This is a genomic window from Polycladospora coralii, from assembly GCF_014773435.2.
Taxonomy (GTDB): domain Bacteria; phylum Bacillota; class Bacilli; order Thermoactinomycetales; family Thermoactinomycetaceae; genus Polycladospora; species Polycladospora coralii.
Map to the genome: position 1 here is coordinate 199,736 of NZ_JACXAG020000001.1, position 26,353 is coordinate 226,088.

At 39.8% G+C, this 26,353-nt stretch carries 30 protein-coding genes and 1 tRNA gene; 5 read left to right on the forward strand and 26 right to left on the reverse strand.

All coding sequences use genetic code 11. The features are described 5' to 3' along the window. Positions 1-78: 78 nt before the first annotated feature. The 8 genes from IC619_RS01090 to mtrB all read right to left on the reverse strand — a co-directional run bounded on the left by IC619_RS01090 (position 79) and on the right by mtrB (position 5,738). On the reverse strand, positions 79-1,050 hold the full coding sequence (locus IC619_RS01090; RefSeq protein WP_191138273.1) for a polyprenyl synthetase family protein: 972 nt from the start codon (positions 1,048-1,050) through the stop codon (positions 79-81). Further along, positions 1,050-1,910: a menaquinone biosynthetic enzyme MqnA/MqnD family protein gene (locus IC619_RS01095; RefSeq protein ID WP_191138274.1), complete on the reverse strand. Its 861-nt coding sequence runs from the start codon at positions 1,908-1,910 to the stop codon at positions 1,050-1,052. The genes IC619_RS01090 and IC619_RS01095 overlap by 1 nt, the downstream gene beginning before the upstream one ends. Continuing rightward, on the reverse strand, positions 1,907-2,506 hold the full coding sequence (locus tag IC619_RS01100) for a UbiX family flavin prenyltransferase (protein WP_191138275.1): 600 nt from the start codon (positions 2,504-2,506) through the stop codon (positions 1,907-1,909). Before IC619_RS01100 ends, IC619_RS01095 begins: the two co-directional genes overlap by 4 nt. Next, positions 2,503-3,336 carry a UbiA-like polyprenyltransferase gene (locus IC619_RS01105; protein WP_249669688.1) on the reverse strand — a complete coding sequence of 278 codons (834 nt, stop codon included), beginning with the start codon at positions 3,334-3,336 and terminating at the stop codon, positions 2,503-2,505. The genes IC619_RS01100 and IC619_RS01105 overlap by 4 nt, the downstream gene beginning before the upstream one ends. A gap of 32 nt (positions 3,337-3,368) precedes the next feature. Continuing rightward, the gene (locus tag IC619_RS01110) at positions 3,369-4,115 is read right to left on the reverse strand and encodes a demethylmenaquinone methyltransferase (protein ID WP_191138276.1); all 747 of its coding nucleotides are present in this window, start codon (positions 4,113-4,115) and stop codon (positions 3,369-3,371) included. A gap of 36 nt (positions 4,116-4,151) precedes the next feature. Beyond that, positions 4,152-4,829 carry a heptaprenyl diphosphate synthase component 1 gene (locus tag IC619_RS01115; protein WP_224749585.1) on the reverse strand — a complete coding sequence of 226 codons (678 nt, stop codon included), beginning with the start codon at positions 4,827-4,829 and terminating at the stop codon, positions 4,152-4,154. 134 nt (positions 4,830-4,963) lie between these two features. Further along, positions 4,964-5,458 (reverse strand): hypothetical protein, encoded by a 495-nt coding sequence (locus IC619_RS01120; RefSeq protein WP_191138278.1) that lies wholly within the window; start codon positions 5,456-5,458, stop codon positions 4,964-4,966. 64 nt (positions 5,459-5,522) lie between these two features. After that, entirely contained in the window at positions 5,523-5,738 is a 216-nt protein-coding gene (gene mtrB, locus IC619_RS01125) for a trp RNA-binding attenuation protein MtrB (protein ID WP_191138279.1), read from the reverse strand. A 253-nt stretch (positions 5,739-5,991) separates the two neighbouring features. Here mtrB and IC619_RS01130 point away from each other — a divergent pair, with 253 nt between their 5' ends. Together IC619_RS01130 and IC619_RS01135 are read left to right on the forward strand one after the other, a co-directional pair. Next, on the forward strand, positions 5,992-6,225 hold the full coding sequence (locus IC619_RS01130) for a hypothetical protein (protein WP_191138280.1): 234 nt from the start codon (positions 5,992-5,994) through the stop codon (positions 6,223-6,225). Further along, positions 6,177-6,791 carry a hypothetical protein gene (locus tag IC619_RS01135; protein ID WP_191138281.1) on the forward strand — a complete coding sequence of 205 codons (615 nt, stop codon included), beginning with the start codon at positions 6,177-6,179 and terminating at the stop codon, positions 6,789-6,791. Before IC619_RS01130 ends, IC619_RS01135 begins: the two co-directional genes overlap by 49 nt. Positions 6,792-6,968: 177 nt before the next feature. On the opposite strand, the gene IC619_RS01140 is transcribed toward IC619_RS01135, so the two are convergent. From IC619_RS01140 to IC619_RS01160, 6 genes are all read right to left on the reverse strand, one after another. Then, positions 6,969-7,042, reverse strand: a tRNA-Pro gene (locus IC619_RS01140). Positions 7,043-7,162: 120 nt separating this feature from the next. Beyond that, positions 7,163-7,729 (reverse strand): GTP cyclohydrolase I FolE, encoded by a 567-nt coding sequence (gene folE, locus IC619_RS01145; RefSeq protein ID WP_191138282.1) that lies wholly within the window; start codon positions 7,727-7,729, stop codon positions 7,163-7,165. A 165-nt stretch (positions 7,730-7,894) separates the two neighbouring features. Further along, a complete protein-coding gene (locus tag IC619_RS01150; protein WP_191138283.1) occupies positions 7,895-8,170 on the reverse strand; it encodes an HU family DNA-binding protein in 276 nt (91 codons plus the stop codon). Between the two features lie 161 nt (positions 8,171-8,331). Then, the gene (spoIVA, locus tag IC619_RS01155; RefSeq protein ID WP_191138284.1) at positions 8,332-9,810 is read right to left on the reverse strand and encodes a stage IV sporulation protein A; all 1,479 of its coding nucleotides are present in this window, start codon (positions 9,808-9,810) and stop codon (positions 8,332-8,334) included. Between the two features lie 265 nt (positions 9,811-10,075). Then, entirely contained in the window at positions 10,076-10,198 is a 123-nt protein-coding gene (locus tag IC619_RS16950; RefSeq protein WP_255505995.1) for a hypothetical protein, read from the reverse strand. 119 nt (positions 10,199-10,317) lie between these two features. Next, a complete protein-coding gene (locus IC619_RS01160) occupies positions 10,318-11,028 on the reverse strand; it encodes a hypothetical protein (RefSeq protein ID WP_191138285.1) in 711 nt (236 codons plus the stop codon). Between the two features lie 364 nt (positions 11,029-11,392). Between IC619_RS01160 and IC619_RS01165 the strand changes: the two genes are divergently transcribed. After that, positions 11,393-12,013 carry a hypothetical protein gene (locus IC619_RS01165; RefSeq protein WP_191138286.1) on the forward strand — a complete coding sequence of 207 codons (621 nt, stop codon included), beginning with the start codon at positions 11,393-11,395 and terminating at the stop codon, positions 12,011-12,013. Between the two features lie 164 nt (positions 12,014-12,177). On the opposite strand, the gene IC619_RS01170 is transcribed toward IC619_RS01165, so the two are convergent. The 10 genes from IC619_RS01170 to ypeB all read right to left on the reverse strand — a co-directional run bounded on the left by IC619_RS01170 (position 12,178) and on the right by ypeB (position 21,247). Next, positions 12,178-13,200 (reverse strand): NAD(P)H-dependent glycerol-3-phosphate dehydrogenase, encoded by a 1,023-nt coding sequence (locus IC619_RS01170; RefSeq protein WP_191138287.1) that lies wholly within the window; start codon positions 13,198-13,200, stop codon positions 12,178-12,180. 22 nt (positions 13,201-13,222) lie between these two features. After that, entirely contained in the window at positions 13,223-13,816 is a 594-nt protein-coding gene (gene plsY, locus IC619_RS01175) for a glycerol-3-phosphate 1-O-acyltransferase PlsY (RefSeq protein WP_191138288.1), read from the reverse strand. Positions 13,817-13,841: 25 nt separating this feature from the next. Beyond that, entirely contained in the window at positions 13,842-15,158 is a 1,317-nt protein-coding gene (gene der, locus IC619_RS01180) for a ribosome biogenesis GTPase Der (RefSeq protein ID WP_191138289.1), read from the reverse strand. A gap of 95 nt (positions 15,159-15,253) precedes the next feature. Then, positions 15,254-15,454 (reverse strand): capping complex subunit for YIEGIA, encoded by a 201-nt coding sequence (locus IC619_RS01185; RefSeq protein WP_191138290.1) that lies wholly within the window; start codon positions 15,452-15,454, stop codon positions 15,254-15,256. A 31-nt stretch (positions 15,455-15,485) separates the two neighbouring features. Beyond that, entirely contained in the window at positions 15,486-16,364 is an 879-nt protein-coding gene (locus tag IC619_RS01190) for a YIEGIA family protein (RefSeq protein WP_191138291.1), read from the reverse strand. Between the two features lie 13 nt (positions 16,365-16,377). Continuing rightward, entirely contained in the window at positions 16,378-16,971 is a 594-nt protein-coding gene (locus IC619_RS01195) for a hypothetical protein (protein ID WP_191138292.1), read from the reverse strand. 112 nt (positions 16,972-17,083) lie between these two features. Then, complete coding sequence (rpsA, locus tag IC619_RS01200; protein WP_191138293.1) at positions 17,084-18,238, reverse strand: 30S ribosomal protein S1; 1,155 nt, start codon at positions 18,236-18,238, stop codon at positions 17,084-17,086. Between the two features lie 98 nt (positions 18,239-18,336). Next, positions 18,337-18,933 (reverse strand): lysophospholipid acyltransferase family protein, encoded by a 597-nt coding sequence (locus tag IC619_RS01205; protein ID WP_191138294.1) that lies wholly within the window; start codon positions 18,931-18,933, stop codon positions 18,337-18,339. A 3-nt stretch (positions 18,934-18,936) separates the two neighbouring features. After that, positions 18,937-19,605 (reverse strand): (d)CMP kinase, encoded by a 669-nt coding sequence (gene cmk / locus IC619_RS01210; protein WP_191138295.1) that lies wholly within the window; start codon positions 19,603-19,605, stop codon positions 18,937-18,939. 295 nt (positions 19,606-19,900) lie between these two features. Continuing rightward, a complete protein-coding gene (ypeB, locus tag IC619_RS01215) occupies positions 19,901-21,247 on the reverse strand; it encodes a germination protein YpeB (RefSeq protein ID WP_191138296.1) in 1,347 nt (448 codons plus the stop codon). A gap of 207 nt (positions 21,248-21,454) precedes the next feature. Here ypeB and IC619_RS01220 point away from each other — a divergent pair, with 207 nt between their 5' ends. Both IC619_RS01220 and IC619_RS01225 read left to right on the forward strand, forming a co-directional pair. Next, positions 21,455-22,426 carry an asparaginase gene (locus IC619_RS01220; protein WP_191138297.1) on the forward strand — a complete coding sequence of 324 codons (972 nt, stop codon included), beginning with the start codon at positions 21,455-21,457 and terminating at the stop codon, positions 22,424-22,426. 99 nt (positions 22,427-22,525) lie between these two features. Then, positions 22,526-23,797 (forward strand): NCS2 family permease, encoded by a 1,272-nt coding sequence (locus IC619_RS01225; protein WP_191138547.1) that lies wholly within the window; start codon positions 22,526-22,528, stop codon positions 23,795-23,797. 31 nt (positions 23,798-23,828) lie between these two features. On the opposite strand, the gene IC619_RS01230 is transcribed toward IC619_RS01225, so the two are convergent. Then, positions 23,829-24,794, reverse strand: coding sequence for a YpdA family putative bacillithiol disulfide reductase (locus tag IC619_RS01230; RefSeq protein WP_347239755.1), 966 nt, complete (start codon positions 24,792-24,794; stop codon positions 23,829-23,831). 246 nt (positions 24,795-25,040) lie between these two features. Beyond that, the gene (locus IC619_RS01235) at positions 25,041-26,318 is read right to left on the reverse strand and encodes a Glu/Leu/Phe/Val family dehydrogenase (RefSeq protein ID WP_430624081.1); all 1,278 of its coding nucleotides are present in this window, start codon (positions 26,316-26,318) and stop codon (positions 25,041-25,043) included. Positions 26,319-26,353 lie beyond the last annotated feature (35 nt).

The window sequence follows — 26,353 nt, forward strand, 5'->3', positions numbered from 1 at the left end:
TCCTCCATCTATTATGTAAATTGAGTCCCTCAAAATTCTACCAAGATTCCTAGCGTTACGCAAGTTGACTGAGATACTTTAATACGAACGGCGTACAATAAACTCGCCAATCAATTGTAAAGATTGACGTTCCAAGGAGTCTGGCAGTAGCGCTAATGCATGTAATGCCTTTTTTAGATAGCGTGTTGAGAGTTGAAGTGTTTCTTCGATCCCGCCAGCCGTTCTTACAATATCTAATACTTCGTTTAAGGCTCCTTGTGTACCTTTACTCTGAATATAGGTTAAGATTTTGGTTTGATCTTGCTCAGTAGCATGATGAAGGGCATAAGTAACAGGGAGCGTAATATTTCCTTGTCGTAAATCACTGCCTGCCGGTTTACCTAATACTTTTTCGTCGCCCGTTAAATCAAGCACATCATCTGTTAACTGAAAGGCCATCCCCACGTAATACCCATATTTCGCTAAAGCTTTTACATCTCGATCTCTTGCTCCAGATACAATCGCACCCAACTGGCAACTAACAGACATCAATAAAGCCGTTTTTCTCTTTATACGACGTAAATAACGTTTTAAAGATTGATCTGGAGCAAATATATCCTCAATCTGTTCGATTTCGCCTTCACACATCTTCATCATGGCATTTGACAAGATGGCTTGCACATCTGAATCTTTGATTTGAGCAATCTTTTGCAAAGCACGTGCGAAAATAAAATCACCCGTATACATAGCTGTTTGATTACTCCACTTTGCTTTTACTGTTTCTTTTCCTCGTCTAGTACGCGCATTATCGATGACATCATCATGAACAAGCGAAGCCATATGAATCAGTTCAAGTGCTACAGCAACGTGACTAATGTTCTCCAGATGATACGTACCAAACCGTCCAGAAAGCAAAACAAACACGGGACGCATTCTTTTCCCACCTGCTTTTAATAAGTGGTGTGCAGCATGTTGTAAAGTCGTTTGTTCAGTGTGAATCGAATGCGTTAATTCTTGTTCAATTTTTTCTATATCTCTTCGTAAATGTAAATAAATGTCTTGAAGTTCCATCATGCCCACCCTAACGATCTCGAACTGACCTCAGCTGGCAAATCATACATTCGAATCTGCACCTCATTTGAAAGCAGTCCAATATCAGCTGCACAGCGATAATATTCTCTTAAGCCCGCTACTTCCATGGATCCAAAATGATAATTTAAACCGGCATAATATTGCATCCAAAATTGAGAATCACCACCCAAGCGTGCTTGAGCGATCTGGATGATCTCTTCTAAATGGATTTCACCCTTTTGCTTGGCTTCCATAAAACTTTGATAGATATGCGATATCCGATCGCTATAGGCAAGCGCACAATCTTCACGAATTGCCCACACTGCAAATGTCATACTATATCCTGTTCTGTTATACCATTCTTCTCCAAGATCATAAAACGAGATTTGTGGATACCTCCACTGTGCTAAAATCGCATCATCCCCAATGATTAGTGCCGCATCAGCAACTTTCATCATCTCACCTAGATTCGGTTGCATCGTGATATAATTGGGCTTCACACCTTCAAATTTTTCTAACAAAATTTTGAGCAGTGCCACCGATGATGCTGAAGTTTGTGGTAAAGCCACAGTTGCACCATTTAGTTCTGATAAATTTTTCCCTTTTGTAAACAAAAAAATGGATCTAACCTTTCCAGTAGCACTTACCGAAAGATCTGGCATGAGCAAATAACGGTGAAAATGTTCCGCATATGAGAAGGAGGATATGGGGCCCATATCGATTTCTCCATTTATCATCTTTCGATTTAGTCCAGTCGGAACTTCAGGAATAAATTGGACGGTCTGATTGCGTCCTTCGAAATAATGGTAAATGGGTAAAATATTCGTAAATGATATTTTACCGATACGAATCGGTTTCATTTTCCACCCTCCCAGCGTTTGTATAACTGATGTTCAACTTCTATACTATCCAAAACCTTGCCCGCTACAAACCGAACCATATCTTCAACTGATCGGGGTTCATGATAAAAGGCAGGCATAGCAGGTAGGATATGCGCGCCATTTTGTGCTAATTTCAGCATATTTTCCAAATGAATCGCAGACAGTGGCATCTCTCGCGGTACAATTACTAATTTACGCTTCTCCTTTAACATCACGTCGACCGTGCGTTCTAAGAGATTTGTCGATAAGCCGTGTGCTAACTTAGCAAGCGTACCCATGGAACAAGGAATCACCACCATGGCATCACATTGAAACGATCCGGAAGCAATGGAAGCACCAATATCCTTTAGCGGATGATAGATTAATTCGCCTGGTAATCCTTTAAATTGTGATTGCAAGAAAGCTTCACGATTGCTTAACACCCATCCATGTTCTTCTTTTAATACGCGCCACGCAGCTTCTGTTAGGATGATATGAACCGTATCTCCTCTGCCCAGTAAGGTTTGGACAACTTGTAAGGCATAAGGAGCACCACTTGCCCCCGACATTCCGATGACAACCCTTTTTTTATTCATAGCCATACATCCACCATCGTAAAGAAAAATAGGATAACACTTAACACACCATTCATGGTAAAAAAGGCAGTATCAAGTCGCGATAAGTCATCTGCTGATACAATCGCATGCTCATAAAATAAAATAAGAATCGCAATTAATACCCCCATAGCAAACCACATATGTAGTCCAGTATAAAAGATCAGCGCAATGAGTCCAATCGCTGTCCCGACATGCATGAAACTAGATATGAGAAGAGCGCGCTTTAAACCAAATCGTACGGGAATAGAATGAAGCTTAGCTTTCCGATCAAAGTCGACATCTTGACATGCATAAATGATATCAAACCCACCTATCCACAACGCTACAGTAAAAAACAAGATCAAAGATTTGGCATCAATTTGTCCTGTTGTTGCCACCCAGCCGCCGAGTGGTCCTAAACCTGTCGCAATCCCGAGTACGAGATGGCATGTCCAAGTAAATCTTTTCGTATAAGAATAGATGACTAAAAAAAACACCGCAATCGGTAATAACCAAACGGCTAAGAAATTAAGTTGCCATGCGGAAAAAAATAAAACGGCAAATGACACCACAACAAATCCCCAAACATAGGAAACGGAAACCAATCCCGCTGGAATCGCCCGTTCTTTGGTACGTGGGTTTTTGGCGTCGATATGCCGATCGATGAGACGATTTAACGCCATCGCAGCACTGCGAGCACCGATCATAGCCAGTGTAATCCAGCCGATTTGTCCCCAGGTTGGAAGTACCCCATTTACTTCTAAGCTACCTAACACCGCACCAAGATAAGCAAAAGGTAAAGCAAAAATCGTATGTTCAAACTTAATCATTTCTAAAATTATTTTCAGCTTTTTTATCACATTCACTTTAACATCTTTCCTTTTTCCTCAAATGGCTTGTGGCCGATATGGAGGGCCATAATTCCACCTGTTAAAGGATATACTCCAACATTTTCTAGACCAATATCGGTTTTCATGATATCACCTAATTGCTTATAGTCTGGAAATGTGAGTAATGACTCGGGTAACCATTTATACTGTTCATAGCGGTTAGCAAAGATCTTGCCAACGAACGGAAGTAAATGCCTGAAATACAGGTAGTAAACAGCACGAAATGGTTTCCAAGTAGGCTTTGATAAATCCAAAGAAACGACTTGTCCTCCTGGTTTAACCACTCTTTTCATTTCCTTTAACACATGTGCCAAATCTTTTACATTTCGCAATGCAAAACCGATTGTGACATGGTCAAAGGTATCATCTTCAAATGGAAGGGCCATGGCATCCCCTTGTACCAACTCGATGATAGCGCAATCGGGTGATTGATCTACTTTCTCCTGCCCGACTGCCAGCATATTTTGACTGAAGTCTAAACCCACTATTTTACCAGTTTGCGACGCATGCGCGAGTGATAGTGTCCAATCCGCCGTGCCACAACAAATATCTAACGCGTAATCGCCTGCCTTTACCTCCATTTTTTTCATCGCAAACTGTCGCCAACGTTTATGCATATTAAAGCTAATGAGTGAGTTCATGCGATCATAATCACGTGCGATACTTTCAAAAACACCATGTACAAATTTTGGCTTCTCTTCGTTATGATGTTGATTCATAGCTATTCACCCTCTTTCACACGCTTATCCCACAGATTAAATGGCGTCTATTTGTAAAAATCGAACCAGTTCTGTTTTCCAACTCATTTCTTCATGCACACGAAAAGAATGGAGGATGTCGGTTACTTCTTTTTTCATATTCTCGATGGCATCATGATCGCCCTTTTTGATATGATGACACCGTTTAAAAAGAAGGGGTAGTAAACTTTTCCAAAAAGCACCTAAATCTTCCTGAACATGAAAAAAATCGGCCAACGCCGTTAATAACTTACTATCTATGATATGTTGGTTAACTTCCTCATCAACCAATTGACGCTCAACTTTTAGTTCATTTACTTCACAAACGGCTTGGGATAAACATTTAATTCCTGCATTTTCATTTTTTAGAGCTAATAACCGATAAAAAAGTGCACTATAGTAATCTCCTGCTAAAACATAAAGTTGCCTTTTCTTCAAATCGGTATCTGACTGCTGCTCTTGGTTCGTTACATTTTCATGTGTCAACAAACTCATTTGTAATAATGTAGTGGCAACCGTATACGTATGTATTCGGTCTCTATCGAGTTGAAAAGATTGGAGCATCATCATACACATATGTGTGAAAAATGAAGGTATTTCTGGCTTGCCAATCCATCTCTCCACAAACGGAGATAAACCATATTTTTCAATATCAGAATAAACTTGATAAATACCATTTACTTCTATGGACGTCATCAAAAGCGCCCCTCCAAAATGCCTTGCACGGCTCGTCAATTTTTCAGATTTACATTCCACCGCCCCAATAATGGGACTTCCAGTGATCAGTATAACACATTATGAATGAATTAGCAGTTGCAAGGCCCGAATTCTTAAGGGTTGGTAAAATCTTTCAACTGGAAATATTTTCGCAAAAATGGCTCTATGTTATCGGTTTCCATGTTTTTCATCAATACTTGTTTATCGATTGCTGACTTGTCAGCCTCAAAGCTCATTTGTACTTCATTTCTCTGATAGATCGTAACAAATATGGTTTCAATATTCTCCTTCTCTACAAAAGCGGATTGAACCAGGTGTCGTAGATCTGTCCATTGTTTTTCTTTTATCGTTTGTTCTGGATAAGTAAGTTCTAGGTATAATGCGCGTTCAGTCCAGTCAGCTGTTTTAAGATCACCTGTAAGGGAAAGTGACATTAAAAAATCAACTAAGTTTTGCATTGTGATCACTTTGTCCTCGCTTTTTTTAAATACAGGTAGATCGCCTTCTAATTGTGACGAGGACTGTAATACAGGAACCAGAGACAGTAACAAAACCAACAAGACAGACACAAACATCGTAGCAGCGATCCGCTTCCCTATTTGTATCATAAGTAATCCTCCTCATATTCGCCTTGCTTTATTTTATCGAGGAGGTCGTTTAAACATGTCTATTTTATTCTTCAGTTCGTATTTCACCTAACGGCGTAATAATCTTAGCTTTACCACGAATTTTGACAGCAGATGTATGCTCTGTAAATTGAGCAATCATCACTTCACCTTGATCTAATTTCTCAGAGTGATGAAATCGTGTATCTTTACCTCTTGTTAATCCAATTACATTCACACCGTTTTCTTCTGCTTTAATAATAAAATATTCTCCACTTGACATGCTATCAATTCCTCTCCTTTATATCTCACAACACACTTCTACTCTAGTCTACCATGGAATGGATTCTAAGATCCAAGAAAAAAGGCGATCTGGATCATTCAGCTCCAATTGGCTTCCTATCTGCATGAACGAAATATTTGTTATATTTGGCTCATCCAATTCCATCATAATAGTGAATCTTGAGTATTAGATTTGTTGATATTCAATGTGATCAAAGCTATGAAAAACACACATCCAATACCGGTGTTTTTTTATGTTTAACAGTTGGGTGGCCGATACGGTGGGATTAAAACCAGAAGGGATTCAGCTCATTCGTAGTAGACTGTGGCTGTTTCATAAATACCTTTCTCTCATATTATATAGAAGTGACGTGCAACAAAAGTATGGTGTAAGTATTAATGCATCTATGTTTACATCCATATTAAAAGGAGTAGATTCATGGCTCATAAAAAGAAGAGAAGAAACGCTAGAGGAGCAAAAAGAATAAGTCAAATAATAGGTGGATCTGGATCCAATGGATTATTAAACAATAGGAAAGCATCAAAAACGAATAGGATTACGAAGACTACACGCTCCTTTATGTCTGATCAACCGCTCATTTTTTCTTGGAATTTTTCTGTAGCTGTGTTAGGATTCAGTTCTTCTATATCTCCAGTCTTTTTGCAAGACGGCGTCTTTAGTTTAGACAATAATCCACAGTTAGGTTCACTTATTTTTAACCCTCCAACAGGTACGGTCTCCTCATTAACAAGCGCAATAACGCTCACCCAGCCTGTAAACGTAAGCGAACTAACAGAAGCCTTTATCCGCTGTGGGATATGGACGAGGCAAGAAAATACAAACAACTTTATACCAACGAATATTTTTGTTGATTTGCCAAAATTCACTGGTTTAAAACCAGTAGGCACTCACTTTACAGCCACTGCACATCTATCAAATTCTGTAGATGCTCGTGAGGAGTTTCTTCTCGTCTATTCACTTATGTTTACCTCAAATCCAAATGTAGGCACTGGAATCAGCGGTATAGGTAAAGCTACAATTGTATTTAACTAGGAACAAATAGATCGCGTATTCATTACGCTGATCGTTCAAGTACCAGAGTAACACCCTCACTAACTTACGCTGTCATTTCAATTGAGGAAGCTCGAGACCGTTGCAAAAACAAAGATTAAAAAAGAACTGTCCCTAGAGTAGTCAATCTACTCTAGGGACAGTTCTTTTTTAATCGAATCGGGCTAGCCAGATTTGAACTGACGACCTCTTGCGCCCCATGCAAGCGCGCTACCAAGCTGCGCCATAGCCCGCTATAATGATATGTAAGTTGAATTACTAACATAAAAATTATATAACGCGCACGATATAGAGTCAAGAGGTAAATTTAGTTTTATTTACATGGTATTTCTATATTAATCCATACGATTGTTTCATTTCATTTGGATTAAGCTTAATGCTTCTGCTCTTGCCGCATCATCATTTGTGAAGATACCGCGTACGGCTGATGTAATCGTTTTAGAACCTGGTTTTTTCACACCTCTCATCGTCATGCACATGTGCTCTGCTTCCACGACGACGATAACGCCATGAGGCTCTAATGTTTCAACGATGCTATCCGCAACGGTTGAAGTAATACGTTCCTGTAATTGAGGGCGTTTGACAACAGCTTCTACTGCACGTGCTAATTTACTAAGACCTGTTACGCGTCCGCCTTGCGGAATATACCCCACATGAACCTTACCAAAAAAAGGTACCAAATGATGTTCACATGTTGAAAAGAAAGGAATATCTTTTACCAAGACCAACTCTTCGTGATCTTCGCTAAAAATTGTAGCAAAGTGCTTTTTAGGATCTTCATGCAATCCCGAAAAAATCTCTTCATACATCCTTCCCACACGAGCAGGTGTATCTAGTAACCCTTCACGATCTGGATTTTCCCCAACCGCTTCTAAAATCATTCGAACTGCTTCTTCTATCTTTCGTTTATCTACTTGCATCCTAGTATCCTCCGTTAATGATCTAAACAAATCAGAAATGGTATGTACACTTCGTACAAACATTATTATATCACGCATCATAGAAAAAAGACCTCAAATAAGGTCTTTTTTCTACAGGTTGTTATGTATGGCTATCCATTAACATGGATATATAAAAACACCTGTTTATTTGTTCACTTCTTCTTTTAATTGCTTTCCGGCTTTAAAGCTTGGAACTTTACTAGCTGGAATATCAATTTCTTCACCTGTTTGTGGGTTGCGCCCTTTACGTGCTTGGCGCTCTTTTACTTCAAAATTTCCAAAACCAATCAGTTGTACTTTATCCCCTTGTTTCAAAGCATCCGTGATCGCATCAAGGACAGCTTCAACTGATCTCGAAGCATCTTTTTTTGTCATTTCAGTAGCTTCAGCAACTTGATTAATTAATTCCGTTTTATTCATTACAACACCTCCTGTACGAATCCATGACTGACCCGCTATTTAAGCGTGATCTTACATGTGACAATCCTATACTAATATAGACATTGGCGAAGTTCAAGTAATTAAACGGTATTTTTTGTCTGAAATAAAAAAAAGCGCTAACGTTGCGCTTTTTAAAATGTTTATAATATGATGGCAATTAATCCTCCAGATCCTTCGTTGATGATTCGTTCTAATGTTTCCTGAAGCTTGTATCTTGCATTTTCTGGCATCATGGAGAGCTTTGCCTGAATACCTTCACGAACAATTTGACTTAACGATCTGCCAAAAATATCAGATTCCCAGATTTTTAAAGGATCTCGTTCAAAATCACGCATCAGATAATTAACCAATTCTTCACTCTGCCGTTCTGTACCAATAATCGGCGCAAATTCAGAATGCACATTTACTTTAATCATGTGAATGGACGGTGCAGTAGCTTTCAAGCGAACACCGAAACGACTTCCTTGACGAATTAATTCTGGTTCATCTAGTGCCATTTCTTCTAATGTAGGTGCTGACACGCCATAACCTGTTGTCCTCACCATTTTTAAACCTTCTGCTACTTTATCATATTCTCGTTTGGCCATGCTTAACTCTTGCATTAACTCTAACAAGTGATCTTTCCCCCGAATTTCTACTCCAACTACTTCCGTCAAGACTTGATCATACAGTTCATTAGGTGCAAACAAATCGATTTCAGCTACACCTTGCCCCATATCCATACCCGAAAGTGCAGCCTTATCAATAAAAGAGTAATCGTAAAAATGCCCTACCACCCGATCTACATCCCGTAAGCGTTTTATATCTTTTACAGTCTCTCGAACTGAGTTTTCGTACTCGCGACGCAACCAATGTTCTTCGTCTAGTACCATCACCCAGCTTGGTAAGTTCACATTTACTTCATGCACCGGAAACTCATATAAAACTTCACGTAGAACGCCCAAAATATCCTCTTCACCCATCGTAGCTACACTTATGGCAACGACTGGTATATCATATTTTTCAGCCAGTTCTGCACGTAAGTTTTGTGCTTGTTCACTATAAGGGCGTGAGCTATTTAAGAGCATAATAAATGGTTTACCTACTTCTTTTAACTCATCTACAATTCTTTCTTCTACTTCTTCATAAGAAGCGCGAGAGATATCGGCTATGCTGCCGTCAGTCGTCATAACAATTCCTAAGGTAGAATGTTCCTGTATGACTTTGCGTGTTCCTACCTCTGCTGCTTCTTGAAAAGGAATGGGCTCTTCAAACCATGGGGTGTTAATCATGCGAGGGCCATTTTCATCCTCGTAGCCTTTGGCACCTTCGATCGCATACCCGACACAATCAACCAAACGAATATTAACATCTAGTCCTTCACCAACATGTACACTTACCGCATTGTTAGGTACAAACTTAGGTTCAATGGTTGTGATGGTTTTTCCAGCACCACTATGTGGTAGTTCATCCGTTGCCCGTATACGATCTGACTCGTCAGAAATATTAGGAATAACTACCTGCTCCATAAAACGTTTAATAAATGTAGACTTCCCGGTGCGCACCGCACCGACCACACCCAGGTAGATGTCTCCTCCTGTTCGTTCTGCTATATCTTTCAAAATATCTACTTTTTCCACGAAATGACCTCCTTCAAGGCTCCTTCTTTCTGGAATTGTCGCCGGTGCGAAGGCGCTACCCCTCTCTCCGGTCCTCCCTTGGACAATACTAATATATGAAAAAAATACGTTAATATGAATCTGATTCTAAAAAAAGAAAACCTGCCAATAACGACCGATGTCGATGAACTTACAGTGTGTTACTAACCGTCATGCCGCTATACGAAGTTCCGCTCCAAACCTACTTCCTCATTTTGGCTAATCGATACTACTGATTTTTCGTTAATTAAAAAGACTGTTTAGAAGTAGGACTTTTCGTTCTAAACCCAGCTACTTTAACCGTAGCCGATAGCCTTCCTAATATAAAAACGCCAGGAATAATAAGTAAGTGAATCCAAAAATCTCGCATTCCACTTCACCTTCTCCATCATTTCTACAAATTTATTTCACATTTTATGTCCCTATCTTTAAAAATATGCAAAGAACCTCCTTATGTGGTTTACATAAGGAGGTTCTTTGCATATTTTCTTATTCTTCCAGTTCGACAAATACAGGTTCCTGATTGACAATTTTCATCGGTGGTGAATACGAGGGTGCAAATAGATCTTCTAACGCTAACCACTCTCTTAGATCTTGATCAGCTTGTGGTGGTTTCTTTGACTCCTGCATCTTTCTCATTACTTCATTTCGATAGTCGACATATACATTTCCTGACTGATCCATTACTAATGGCAATTTCTCGCCTGGGGTATATGGACTTTCAACCCATACTTCTTTTGTTCCTAGCTTTTCATAATCAATCGAAAAGATGTGGTTTGTAATTTGATCTATACTGGGTAGCTTACCCTTTTTTTCTAATTGGGTTTTTACATAAGGCTCAATTTTTTTCACCCGATCTTGAATCCTTAAGTCAAGTAGACGAACGGTGGGCTTCTCCCCCGTATTTACAATCACATAGTAGAAATATCCGCCATTCTCAAAAGCAGATGGTGGAATTTCTCCCAAGATTGGCCCGATCTCCTTAAAGTCGACTAAATAATGTGTAGTCAACATGGTTTCATTTTCTCGATATTGAAATGGGAGTATATTTCTTTGTTTCTCATATGTTTCCAAAGCAGATTGAACACGCATCACATGCTGTGGAAGTTGGTCCAACTGTTGTCTTTTTTGATCGGGATAACATGCAGTTAATAGTCCTAAGCATAATAACAAAAATAAAAACCGAGTCAAACGGTTCATGTAAAAAACCCTCCTAACCAAACAATAACCTTAAAATAACAAGTAACGTAAAGAATAACAATACAAACGAGATCGAATTTAAAACCCATCGCAACCATGTTCTATTTTGTTGCCTCCCGATAGCAATCAATAAATTAATCAATACCAGCAAAAATAATATAATCATTAACTCCACAGAACATACCCCTTTCAATACCCCTATTATAAAATTTATTTTGTAAGATTCCTATCTCATCATTGTCAAACACGTGACTTTCACAAATCCACTACTGCCTAACCAAGAACTAGACACCTTACCCAATCCAAATACACCTAAGTATGCATATGATAGATGGACACTTGCCTTTAATGGAGGGGAAATCTATTGGCTAAAAAACCGACGAAGACCACTGCGAAAAAAAGGCCATCAAAACGACCTGTTACGCCAACTAAATATAAAAAACCAATGGCACGTAAACCACCTGCACCACCGATTGCAGAACCTGACATGGATGAGATTTTCGAGAATGAACCTTATCAAACCTCTATCGTTCCCAAGCTAGCACGAGATCTGTCGTCCATTAACATCGCGAAAGTATTAACCAACTTTATGACTTTTCGTTCCACAGTTAAAGATGTAAGTACTTCCATTCAAAAATTAGAAAAAATGATGGACTCTGCCTATGATATGTTCGAACTCTCATCTCAGTTTTTTGGCGATACCAAAAAGCGTGGCAAGCGTTCACCATTCTTACCACCTCCACGACCTAAACATGAACAAGGTGACGATATTCCTATTATTAATTTACCTGAAGGAAATCATAAAGGTCCACTCAACTCTAATTTTCTAAGTATGCTAGGCCCACTCAGCGGTGTCTTAAAAAATGTAGACATCGCGCAAATCATGAAAATCATGCAATCACCTTTTGCACAAAAAATGATATCCAACTTATTAAAAGCAAACGGAGCACGAACACAAAGTTTAAATCGTTCAAAAAAAAGGTGAAGCGAAATCGCTTCACCTTTTTTATTTCCACATCATCTTCAGTTGAGACTTGATGCTGCATCCCTGTCCCAGTGCTTTCTCGCTCAAGTGAAATTGATAATGTGTAAAGCTATTACAAAATATGTCTGATGAATCAAGCTTGCAACACGAAAACCGCCCAAAAACTACCATGTTTCCATGATTTCTTCCATTTCATTGGTTTTACCTCGAAGCATCAAATCTTTGGCGGCTTGTTCTGGTTCCTTATCCATAAATAAAACTTGGTATAGCTGTTCAGTTAAGGGCATCTCCACCTGATAGTGCTTGGCTAAAGCATGAGCTGCACGCGTCGTTTTAACCCCTTCAACGACCATTCCCATTTCATCTAGGACAACAGATAAGCTTTTACCTTGACTTAACATATAACCAGCTCGCCAATTCCGGCTATGGGTACTCGTACAAGTCACAATCAAATCTCCTACACCCGCTAAACCAACAAATGTGATCGGCTTTGCTCCCATCGCTTTACCTAAACGCGCGATTTCAGCTAATCCTCTCGTCATAAGAGCTGCTTTTGCATTATCCCCGAATCCAAGTCCCTGAACAAGCCCAGCTGCAAGTGCAATAATATTTTTTAAAGCACCTCCTACCTCAACACCAATGGCATCCGAATGTGTATACACCCGAAATGATGTATTCATGAGTACATACTGAACTTGTTTGGCTACTTCTTGATCACCGCAAGCGACCACCACTGTGGTTGGGCTCTTTTGAATGACCTCTTCAGCATGACTAGGGCCTGACAAAATCGCGATAGATGCTTGATCGCGCTCTAATTCCTCTGACAAAACCTCTGACATCCGTTTCCAAGAATCTTGTTCAAATCCCTTTGCCGCATGTACGATATGTGTCTCTTTGTTCATCACCTTTTTCACTTCACGTGCAGTATGGCGCATCGCATGGGATGGCACTGCAAACAATATAAAGGATTTGTTATAACAAGCCTCTTCTAATGATGTCGTAGCATAAATAGCTGGATGTAACTTCGCTTGTGGTAAGTATTTTTTATTGGTATGGCGCTGATTTAACTCATCAGCCACAGGAACAGATCGGGCCCATAAGGTAACATCGTGACCATTTTCAGCTAGCACCTGAGCAAGCGCTGTCCCCCAGCTACCAGCTCCTACTACTGCCACTTTCTCTTTCACACATCTTCACCTCCACATCCCTCTAAATCTTACGCTCTTCCCCATTGATCAAGTTTTTCAAGTTTTGTCTATGTTGAAAGACAGCCAATAGAGCGATTACACTCATCAATAGAATCAATGTCATTTCATAACCCATGACGAGCATGACAAAAGGGAGTGAAACCGTAAATACAAGTGATCCCAGTGACACAAATCGACTGATGAAAATCGCGATTAGTCCTAAAACACCTGATATAAGCGCCGCGTAGAAAAATAAGATAGCAGCCACACCCACTGTTGTAGCAATCCCTTTGCCTCCACGAAAACGAAGAAAAACAGGCCAATTATGTCCAATAATCGCAGCAATGCCGCACACCAACATCAAGGTAAGACTGGTTGGGTCTGTACGGAATAAATATCCGATCCCTACACCAGCCATCCCCTTAATTACATCTAAAATAAAGACAATAAGTGCAGCTCCTTTACCCATTACACGTAGTGTGTTCGTAGCACCAGCATTGCCACTGCCATGTTTACGAATATCGATTCCTTGTCGATAACGACCCATAAAATAACTAAAACTGATAGAACCGCACAGATACGCTAATATTATCGGAATGATCCAATTAAGTAGCATACGAATGCCTCTCCCTTTTTATATTTTAATCTCGCTTATTCCGTAAGAAAATATTTAGAGGTGTCCCAGTGAAAGGGAAAGCTATTCTAATCTGATTTTCTAGATAACGGAGGTAACTAAAATGAGCCAATTCACGATCGTTCACAAATAATACAATGGTAGGTGGTTGAACGGAAACTTGTGTCGCGTATTGCACACGAAAGCGCTTCCCTTTCGTTGAAGGGGGCGGATTTGTCATCAACGCATCATGTACCACTTGATTTAAAACAGATGTAGAAATACGTAATGCATGTTGCTCAGCTGCTAATAAGACTGTAGGTAAAATTTGCTTCAGACGTTGTTTAGTCATAGCTGATACAAACAGAATAGGCGCATAGCTCATAAATTGAAATTGATCACGTAAATTACGTTTAAACTGATCCATCGTTTTTTCATCTTTCTCTACTGCATCCCATTTGTTCACAACAAAAATGGCTGCTCTGCCTGCTTCATGTGCATACCCGGCAATCTTTTTATCTTGTTCTGCTATCCCACGCTCCCCGTCAATGATGATTAAGCAGACATCAGAACGCTCAATCGCTCGCATCGCACGAATGACACTATATTTCTCTATCGATTCATATACCTTTCCTCGTTTACGAATCCCTGCTGTATCAATAAGCACATACGATTGATCCTCATGGGAGAATGGTGTGTCAATCGCATCACGAGTTGTTCCAGCTTCTGGACTAACGATTACACGCTCTTCCCCTAAGATGGCATTAACAAGCGAAGATTTACCCACGTTAGGTCTGCCGATCAAGGAGACACGGATCGTCTCATCATCATAATCCTCTTCCACTTTGTCTGGAAACTGCGATACTAAGACATCGAGTACATCACCTGTTCCTGAACCATGTACAGATGACATCCCAATTACATATTCAAATCCAAGTTGATAAAACTCGTATAAGGAGTCTTCATGTTTTAAGTCATCAATTTTATTTACTGCTACAACAACAGGTTTTCTAGAACGATGTAATAAATGCGCCACTTCTTCATCAGTCGCTGTCATTCCAGCACGTCCATCTGTTACAAATAAAATCACATCTGCTTCTTCAATCGCTAGCTCAGCCTGATTTTTAATATGATCAAGAATCTCATCTTGTACACCCATCTCAAGCCCACCTGTATCGATTAGGTGAAATTCCCGCCCATTCCATTCACTTTTACTGTAAATGCGATCACGGGTAATCCCTGGTTGGTCTTCAACAATGGCAATTCTTTCACCCGCTAATCTGTTGAAAATCGTTGATTTGCCTACATTAGGTCTTCCTACTATTGCAACAATCGGTAAACTCATTCTCATTAATCCTTTCTTCTAAACCATCGGTTCCACGGTAAATGTGTCAGATAGACAACATTAATCTTATCTATATTTATGTATTTAGGCAACCATTAGCCATGTTTGATTATAATCATCGTGTCTGGATCAAGTTCATGTGCCATACCATCTAAAATTTTTTCTAATAAATACGTTTTGCGCTGCAACTCTTTCTCATCTGGTACGATAAACACAACAGACCCACCCGTTACGGCCTCTGCATTAGTTGTAATCACCGCTAACACGACCTTCTGTAGACTCGTACTTCCACCCATTGAAATCCACCCTTTTTTAGTGAAATGATGCCTATGGATATTGCGCTGGTTTTCTTACCGCAGATTCCAGCACCGGCACCTCACTCACGACTCGAATCGCTTTTTGTAAATCTTGATCGTTAGGGAGTAACAAGACACCTAATCGACCACTCTTCAAATCCCTTTTAGATATCGGGATCAGTGCTGGTTCACCCGTATCACGATACACGCCCATAGAGATGGAAGCGTCATGTAGAATGGCTTGGCGCTGTCCAATATTACTAATCGTGACTTTCGCACTAATATCCACTGGTTCCACGATTAAACCCACACCTTGTTGTAAGATGATTTCACGATTTGCAGCTAATCCAATATTCATCAAATAAATATCATCTACATATAGACTAGGCCCTTCTACACGTAACTGACCCCCTTTAACTCGAGCGATATCTTTTAATACTTTTCCCGATTTTACAATGCCACTTATCGCCAACAAGAATATACCAGTTGCTACGCCTACCCACCAGCGATCACTTATCACCGCTGCAAAAGTTGTAAGGGCAGCTGTAAAAATGACTAAATAATTTCTCCCTTCAAACACCATGGCGATACCTTCAATATAAGTAGCACCACGTTGAACCAATTCCATTTGATCTAATTTGGACAATGTTTCACGTTCCATATTACGAACATCACGAAACTGTTGTGCAGCTACAGTCAAAAAAGTGATCGCTGTGTAATCCTTCTGTAGTAAGGCAGGTATGGCTATAGCTCCAAGAGCGGATGCAATCAATCCGAGTGCAAGATGAATGATTTGTCCGTGTGGGTACGTCGGGTACTGACGATAATCCGCTCGCAACATGCGAAGGCGTGTCAAAAATCCAATTAAAATCCCGATGATGACTGCCCATGTGAAATTTTCAAACTCCATTCCTTACACATCCTTACCCTGTCATTTTAACCACACGTTTAGATATCCAACGCTTAGCTTCATCGCTGATATAGATACTTATAAATAAAGCAACAAGCAGCTTTATCATGGTTTCTCGCATCCATAAATCACCGATAATCATCGGGTTAGCCGCTCCAAAATGAAAAGCGATTGTGAGCAAATGATACATCACAATCAAACCCGTGCATAAGCTGATTCCCGTTTGCAAAGGCATGAATATAAACGCTGGCAACATGAAAAAAAGAAATATTTTCCAACTGAGGTCCAAATACAAAAAATGATCGAAGTAGAAACAAAGCCCGCCCAAAAAAATGGGGACCATACGTACAAAAAATAATGCATTTCCTTCTAACCGAAAACTAAAATACATATGAACAATAAGAATCGCGACAAAAAAAAGATGGATATGTATCATGGGCATGATGGGGATCGGGTCAGTATGAAAGACTACAACCATGCTCATGATCGACAGACATATGCGCTTTGAATCCACTTCAAGTTTTCGCTCTAATTGAGAGAACCATCCTGTGTAAACCAAAATGCCAATTGAGAGTAAACATACCCATGCCAAATTCTCTAGAAACAAACGTAGACACCTTCTTCTACCATCAGTTGCCTTTAGTATCTCTACTCCATCCATTTTTAAACAAGAAAACCAACCGCCATTGTGCGGTTGGTTTTCTTGTTTAAAAATAGGCTTACTTATTTAAGTTACGTAGTTCTGGATAAACATCACCTAATGTTACATTTAAGCTTCCATGATTCGCATGCTCTTCAAATTCAGCAATCTCTTTTTTTACTTTAGCTTGCTCTACTTCTTTTATACTGAGGCTAATTCTTTTCTGCTCTTTCACAATATCTAAGACTTTCACTTGTACTTCTTGCCCTTCTTCGAGCGCTTCATTAGGAGAAGCGATGTGGCGATTCGCAATTTGCGAAACATGTACTAGCCCTTCAACACCCGGGAACAGCTCAACGAATGCACCAAACTTGACTAAGCGCTTTACTTTACCCGTGTAAATTTCATCCACTTCGATTTCTTTCATCGCTTTTTCCCAAGGACCTTCCTGTGTTTCTTTTATGCTTAAGCTAATACGCTCACTTTCACGATCTAATTTTAAGATTTTTACTTTTACTTCATCGCCTACGTTCAATACATCAGATGGATGTGCAACACGTTCCCAAGCTAACTCCGAAACATGCACAAGTCCATCTACTCCTCCAATATCGACAAAAGCGCCAAAATCAGTTAAACGTTGCACGGTTCCAGAAAGCTCTTCACCCACTGTTAACAATTCTAATCTTTTCTTTCTCTTGCTGGTTTCTTCTTCTTCTAAAATCTCTTTACGTGACAAGATCAATTTGTTTTTCTCTGGATCAATTTCAATCACCTTTAATGATAATGAGACACCCTTATAATCCGAAAAATCTTCTACAAAATGCAGCTCTACGTGAGATGCAGGAATAAATCCACGAACGCCTACATCTACAACTAAACCACCTTTAACGATTTCGGAAACTGTAGCAGATAACGTTTCATTTGCTTCAAATTTGCGTTGTAGTTCTTGCCAAGCTTTCTCCGCATCGACAGCTTTTTTAGATACAATCAATCGATCTTCTTCCTCGTTACTACGAATCACTTTTAATTGTAATTCATCGCCTTCTTTAACGACGTCGCTAGCTTTTTCAATGTGTAAACTGGCAAGTTCTGAAATCGGTAAGATCGCCTCACTTTTATATCCAATATCTACTAACGCTTGGCTATCTTCCACTGTTACAACTTTACCTGTAACGACATCCCCTACTTGATAGTTCTCTACTTCGGTAAATTCTGATTTCATCTCTTCTGACATAATCATTACCTCCTATTTACAAATCCTTCTTTTCATTACTTTATAATATAAAGATTAAATGGAATAATCACCTAACATACATTAAGCAATCCATTAAATCATGTTACCTTAGCATTTTGAATGGATAATCGAATCGCCTCCATCACATCATTCGTAACCAGTCTTGCAACTTCTTCATTCAATTCTCTAGCTGTTCCATAATTTTCAACTTGAATCGGCTTGCAAAATATGATCCACACGGGTCCGAACAACCGATAGTTACTAATAATAGCTGTTGGTATTATGGGTGTACCGCTAGCGAGTGCAATTTGAGCAGCACCTGTTTTCCCTTCTTTTAGAACACCTGTTTTGGAACGTGTTCCTTCAGGAAAAATCGTGACCACTTTATTTTGTGCTAAGATGCGAATCGATTGTTGGATCGCATTGTTATCTCCATTCCCACGCTCCACCGGATAACTCCCTAATTGCGTAATCAGTTTCCCGAACAATGGAACTTTAAATAGTTCAGCTTTTGCCATGAAATGGATTTGGCGATCCAGTGTAGACGCTAAGACAGGTGGATCAAAATTGCTAATGTGATTCGGACAAATGAGGACAGGTCCGTTCTTAGGTACATTTTCTAGCCCGATTACATGTACGCGATAAATGATACGACAAGTAAGACGTACCAATTTGTGTAAGAAAAGATATAACATATCTTACTCTTCACCGCCCAATTTGTTCCGACAAAGTTGAAAAATCATTTCCGTTACTTCTTCAATGGTAAGAGAAGTTGTTTCAACGAATAGGGCGTCTTCTGCTTGTCTAAGCGGCGCAAAAGTGCGCTTTCGATCATTCTCATCACGATCCGCTATTTCTTTGTGAATGACTTCTAATTGAGTGGACTCACCCTTAGCCCGGAGTTCTTGATAGCGCCTCTGGGCTCGTGCCTCGATAGAGGCAGTCAAAAATATTTTCACATCTGCATGAGGTAAGACATGTGTTCCAATGTCTCTTCCATCCATTACTACAGCCTGACTTTGACTGATCAACTGCTGTTTTTTGACTAATGCTTTACGAACCCCAGCAATTTTAGCAATATCTGAGGCGAGAAGTGAAACTTGATTGGAGCGAATCTCATCCGTCAGTTTGAGTCCATCTACATAAACTCCGTCTGTGTCAAGTGTAATCGTCAATGCTTCTGCTAAAGAAGAAATTTTCTTTTCATTCATCAGCTCGATCCCATCTTGCAACACACGCCAAGCAATTGCTCGATACATAGCTCCAGTATCTACATATACAGCGCCTAGCTTATCTGCTAGGCGACGTGCTACTGTGCTTTTTCCAGCACCAGCAGGGCCATCAATCGCAACTTGAAACTTTTTCATAAATCTTACAATTCCTCTCTTGACAGGGTAAAAAGCCGAGCAGGTGAAAGGCCTACTCGACTTTGGGTGAGTTTCTGCAATTTTACTCAACATCTAAACCCTATCGACAACGCCGACCTTCGACTTCCATGTTTGACAAAAAGTATGTACACAATAAATATAAATTAAAGGATATTCATCCATTCAGAAAGAATAAAATGAGTGCGTATACCTGTAACCAGACTAACATAAATTGTATTGACTTGCAACGAAAACAATGGACAGGTCGCATAACACACAACCTGCCCCTACCCAATTATGCAAGGTCAGCATCAGCTTGCTTGACCTTTTTCACCTCTACTTCATCACCCGTATTTGCATCAATAAATACACGATATAAGCTATTCTTCAATATACCTTGAAATTCATAGCATAATCTGGCTTCTCCTTGTCGGTCATAGATAACTGCTCGGTTTACTTTTTGAATTTTCAAGTGTTGATTCACCTGTTTCTTCGCGTCTTTCTCACTTAGCTTCGCTTTCATTTTGGACACATCTAAAGGATTGAATACATACTCGTCTGTTTGTAATCCCATGATATCTCCATTATCTAAAGCTACCTTCGCTACAACCGTTTTCGGATAAACCATCACACCATTTGTCTTTTGAACAAAATTATAAGCGATTACATTTTCTGTTTCATCATATGAGATCGCTTCCATATGTTTAAAACCAGATTTGATTAAAAAGCGCTTTGCTTTACGCAGTGCTTCTTCATAGGATATTTTAGACACTGTTACGGGACGATCGTATAAAAACCAGACAGGATGACCGCCTTTAACTGTGACATTTGCATAAACATCACCTATTTTAGATTCTTTGTAGTTGATATTCCATGTCGGAAAATCGCCTTTCACACTTTTTTTCGTATTCATCCCGTCCGTTGTTTTACGATCAACCATTTTAGCTACTACTTTTTTTGCATCATCGGCTGTAATCGTAGGTCCAGTCAAACGATTATTCTTTTCTTTTTTCCGCACTTCCATATTACTTATAGTTGGACCCCAATCAATCTCTGGATACTGTTCGACCTTGTGATTGACCTCTTTAAAACCATCAATAATCACATTATCCATTTTTTGATCTTCAGATGCTAATGCCATCTCTACATCCATCCACCGTAAATCTTTATCCATCACTTTCTTCTGTACAGACTGCAGATCCTTGCGTATATCGTCAGCGTTTTGATACAACCCTTCTAAAGTTTTCCATTCATCATCCGTAAGTGGCTGCTTATCCAAATCTCTTAGACCAATTTCATAAGCAAATTTACCTGTTTTAGCTACAAATTTTTCAGCCGAATCAAACGGCATAAGTGTTAGCGGGAGCTGTCCAATATTACTTTGAGCCGAATATGAAATTCTCCATACATTAGAAAGAGAACTAGACATTTGGTTACGGGAGTTTAAAGCTAATGACTTTCCCAATTCATCCTGTAATTGATCCACGTTTGCATTTAACTCATGAAAAGCACGTTGGTACTGACTTTCTGCCTTAATCAAAATAGAATTCTTATCTTGATTTTCTTGATATCCCCATGTAGCAGTTGCAACCAGTGCAATGAGTGTAACAGGAAACAATACAGCAGCTATTCGTTTATACATCAAGCCATCACCTCATTTATTTCCATTCTCATGTTGGACATAGTTTCTGCTTGTTAAATCGGAAATATACCCGATATTAAGGATTCATCTCATTGACAGTTGAAAGCCGCTTACATACGATAGATGAGGATTAGAAAAGCTAAGACGAATGTCCGTAAAAGAATCATGAGAGGTGGTGAATGTACGTACTTCTGCGTACAAGATCCTATGAAAAAAATAATCGTTTTAACCACTGGCGGTACGATCGCGATGCAAGAAAACGAACACACACAAGGCGTAAAGCCAGAAAACCCTAATGTATTAAACAATGTCATTCCACTACTTTCTAAATATGCTTCCGTTGAAATGGAGCACATTTTTAATTTACCCAGTCCACATATTACTTTTGCTCATATGTACCAAGTTGCCCTAAAAGTACAAGCTTATCTAGATCAATCGGATATTGGTGGCGTCGTCATCTCCCATGGTACGGATGTCCTAGAAGAAACCGCATTTTTTTTGGACTTAGTCATTCAAAGTGAAAAGCCGGTCATCGTGACAGGTGCGATGCGGAGTCAAAATGAACTTGGAGCAGATGGTCCATATAATCTTGTAAATGCAGTTCGCGTGGCAGCTCATGCGTCAACTTCAAATTATGGTACCTTAGTCGTTTTTAATGATGAAATCCATGCCGCGCGTACGGTTACTAAAACTCATACAAGTAATATTGCTACATTCCAATCACCAACGCTCGGACCAATCGGCTTCATTACCAAGAAAGAAGTCACCTTTTCAAGACAAGTCACACGACCAAAACCACTACCTTTAAAACCTTGTTCTGATCAAATTGCACTTTTAAAGGCAGCAGCTGGGATGGATAGTCAATTACTCAACTTTGTCATAAATTCAAACTATGAGGGGATTGTCATTGAAGCATTAGGTCAAGGAAATCTCCCCCCTACTATGCTACCTGGCATTGAAGCTGCCCTAAAAAAGAAAATTCCGATCATTCTTGTCTCCCGTTGTTACAATGGTTTTGTTCAAGATACGTATGATTATGAAGGTGGTGGGAAACAACTAATGGATAGGGGTGTTATTTTTTCTAATGGTTTAAATGGCCAGAAGGCACGAGTAAAATTAGCACTCACATTAAACATCACAAAAGAGCCGAGTCAATTACAGCAATTCTTTTCAATATAAACGTGTACAAAATGGCTCTATCTACTTATAATAGAATTTGTGCAAATTGCACGGGTGGGTGAGGGTATATATGATTAAAGGAAGTCGAATGTGAATTTGATGAACCGTTTATTCTCATTAAAAACACACCAAACAACAGGTAAACAAGAAGTGCTGGCAGGACTTACTTCATTTTTTACTGTCGTGTACATTATTATCGTAAATGGTCGCATTATCGCAGATGCAGGTATTCCTTTAAGTGCAGCTATTATGGCGACTGCTCTTACTTCCTTTTTTGGGTGTCTATTAATTGGACTCTGGGCGAATGCCCCCCTTGTACTTGTACCCGGTATGGGCGTAAATGCGTTTTTTACGTATACGATTGTTCACGGAATGGGTTTAAATTGGCAAGAAGCTTTAACGGTGGTCTTTATTTCCGGTTTGCTGTACATGATCGTAGCATTCACCTCGTTAAGTGGCACCATTTCACGTGCTATCCCTAGTTCACTTAAACAAGCCATTACCGTTGGTGTTGGACTACTTATCGCCTTTATTGGCTTACAAAAGGGCGGGCTGGTGATTGCAGATTCTAACACTTCAGTGGCAATTGGGGATTTAGGTGAGCCCAATGTATGGCTAACGTTATTTGCATTGGTCACCACCTTCGTCTTATTTGCTCGCAATGTTAGAGGGCATTTCCTTATTGCCATTTTGATCACAACTGTAGCTGGTGCAGTAAGTGGGATTCATTATCCAATCGAAAGCAATGAACATACTTTCTCTATATCGACCTATTTAGAAGTTATAGGATCCTTCTCCTTCTCTAGTATCGGGACTTTCGCCTTTTGGAGCGCATCGTTTGTCCTCACGATGGTATTAGTTTTTGAAAACATGGGGTTAATCCAGGGGATGCTCACGGATCAAAGTAAATTTAAACGTTCCTTTCAAGCAAATGCGATTTCATCCGCTGCTTCTGGATTTTTAGGGACAAGCCCCACTGTTGCGTCACTTGAAAGTGCCACGGGGATTGCATCCGGAGGGAAAACAGGGTTAACGGCAGTTACTGCGGGTCTACTCTTTCTTCTTTCTCTTTTCTTTATCCCCTTCATTAAGTGGATTCCAGATAGTGCAATCGCTGCTGTTTTAATTGTAGTCGGCGGACTCATGATGCAAGAGGTTAAACATATCCCTTTTCATGATTTTAGTGAAGGTTTTCCTGCTTTTATTACGCTATTATTAATCCCGTTAACATATAGCATTCCAGACGGCATTGCGTTTGGTTTCATCAGCTATGCCATCTTAAAAATCGCTGTCGGAAAACGAAAAGATGCATCTGCTACGTTTTACGTCATCGCTCTGTTATTTTTATTGCAATTGATCTTGCATGGTTAGTAGTATAAAAAAAAAGAACCGTATGTCATACTCATACGGTTCTTTTTTTCGCTTTAATTGCCGTTGCTATGATCTCTCCATGATATCTCCCATTTTCAATAAATACTTTGGTTGAATCATGACCCGTTACAACTACACCTGCCATATACAGCCCTGGGATGCTCGTTTCCATTTCTTCCGATAGTATCGGACAGCCTGTTTCCAAATCAATTTCTCCACCCAATTGTGTGAACAGGCTCAAGTTAGGTACATAACCAGTCATGGCAAAGACGGTATCCGCTTCAAGACGCTGTACACATCCCTCCTTTTCAATCCAAATATAATTTGGTTCTATTTTTTTTACTTCTGATTTCCATAGTACTTTTACTTTTTCTTTTTCAATCAGAGATTCAATGAGTGGTCGTACCCACGGTTTCACACTATCATGAATGTGTTCCCCTCGGTAAATCAATGTTACATCTGCCCCCACAAACTCTAATTCTAAAGCAGCATCAACCGCTGAGTTTCTTCCGCCAATTACCACCACTTTTTGATGAGAATACGGATGCGCATGCTGAAAATAGTGATGCACGTGAGGAAATGATTCACCAGGAATTCGTAATAAATTAGGTTGGTCATAAAAACCCGTAGCCCAAACCACATTGCTTGCTTGATAACGCTTCTTTCCAGTTTGATGCTGGGATACGATTTCAAAACCATCCTCATTCGGCGTCATTCGCTCCACCTTTTCAAAAGTATGTATATTTAAGTCATAGTGCTTTGTAACCATACGATAATAGTTTAACGCTTCATCTCGAGTTGGCTTTGCATGACTAGATATGAAAGGAATATCCCCTATTTCTAAGTTATCTGCCGTACTAAAAAATCGCATCGACATTGGATAATGATAGATTGAATTCACAATACAACCCTTGTCCATTATAAGAGGGGTTAATCCGCGTTTTTTTAATGCAACAGCAGCCGCAATACCACATGGACCTGCCCCAATAACGATCACTTCTTGCAAGTTTTTATCTCTCCCTTCAAGCGTGTTGATTTTCCATAACATCGTCGTGTATTTTGCTCTCTATGCACTTTCGCCTTGAAAATCAACGGAACAAGACGCCCTGACAGTCAAACACTTCGCTAAGTGAAGGCGCGGACTTCCTCATTTTGGATCATCAACAACACTGTTCTCTCTTATGCGTGTAGAAAAACACCCATCGCCATTTATGGGTGTTTTTCAAATCGACTTATTTTATTATTATACCCAACCTCTAAAGCGAGACGCTTCTGCCATTTTTCGAACGCCAACCATATACGCCGCTAATCGCATGTCAATACGCCGTGCCTGTGCCGCTTGATACACATTTTCAAATGCACGCACCATGATGTTTTCCAACTTTTGTTCTACTTCTTCATCTGACCAATAGTACCCTTGATTGTTTTGAACCCATTCAAAGTAAGATACCGTAACCCCACCTGAACTTGCTAGCACATCTGGAACGAGTAGCACGCCTCGCTCATATAAAATACGTGTTGCTTCTAGTGTTGTAGGTCCATTTGCAGCTTCCACGACAATATCCGCTTTAATTTGATGTGCATTGTTTTCTGTGATCTGATTTTCTACAGCTGCTGGCACTAGAATATCACAGTCAAGTTCAAGCAATTCATCATTAGATATCGTATCTTTAAATAACTTCGTAACCGTACCAAAAGAGTCTCTGCGATCGAGTAAGTAATCGACATCTAATCCTTCTGGATCATGTAATGCACCATAAGCATCTGAAATGCCAATCACTTTCGCTCCCGCGTCATGCATGAATTTGGCCAGAAAACTGCCTGCATTTCCAAACCCTTGTACAACAACGCGTGCTCCTGTTAACTCAATTCCACGTTTTTTTGCCGCTTCACGAATCACGATGGTAACACCTTTAGCCGTTGCCGTTTCTCGTCCCCTTGATCCTCCAAGTACCAGCGGTTTCCCTGTGATAAATCCAGGAGAGTCAAATTCACGAATACGACTATACTCATCCATCATCCACGCCATGATCTGCGAATTAGTAAACACATCAGGAGCAGGGATATCTTTTGTAGGGCCCACGATCTGACTAATTGCACGTACGTATCCGCGAGATAAACGTTCTAATTCTCGAAACGACATATTACGCGGATCACAAATAATACCTCCTTTTCCGCCTCCATATGGCAAATCTACAATACCCGCTTTAAGACTCATCCAAATTGAAAGCGCTTTCACTTCAGTTTCCGTTACTTGTGGATGAAACCTTACACCACCTTTAGTAGGCCCTACAGAGTCATTATGTTGGGCACGAAATCCCGTAAATACTTTTACGGAACCGTCATCCATACGAATTGGAATTCGAACTGTAAGCATACGAAGCGGTTCTTTTAATAATTCAAATACAGCTTCGGGATATCCTAATTTTGTTAGTGCCTTTTGTATGACTGTTTGTGTAGAAAGAAGAACGTCCAGATTTTCATGTTCTTCACTTTTCTGATTCATCGTTGACTGTCCCATTCTTACCACCCCAACCAAGATTACTCAAACAAAAA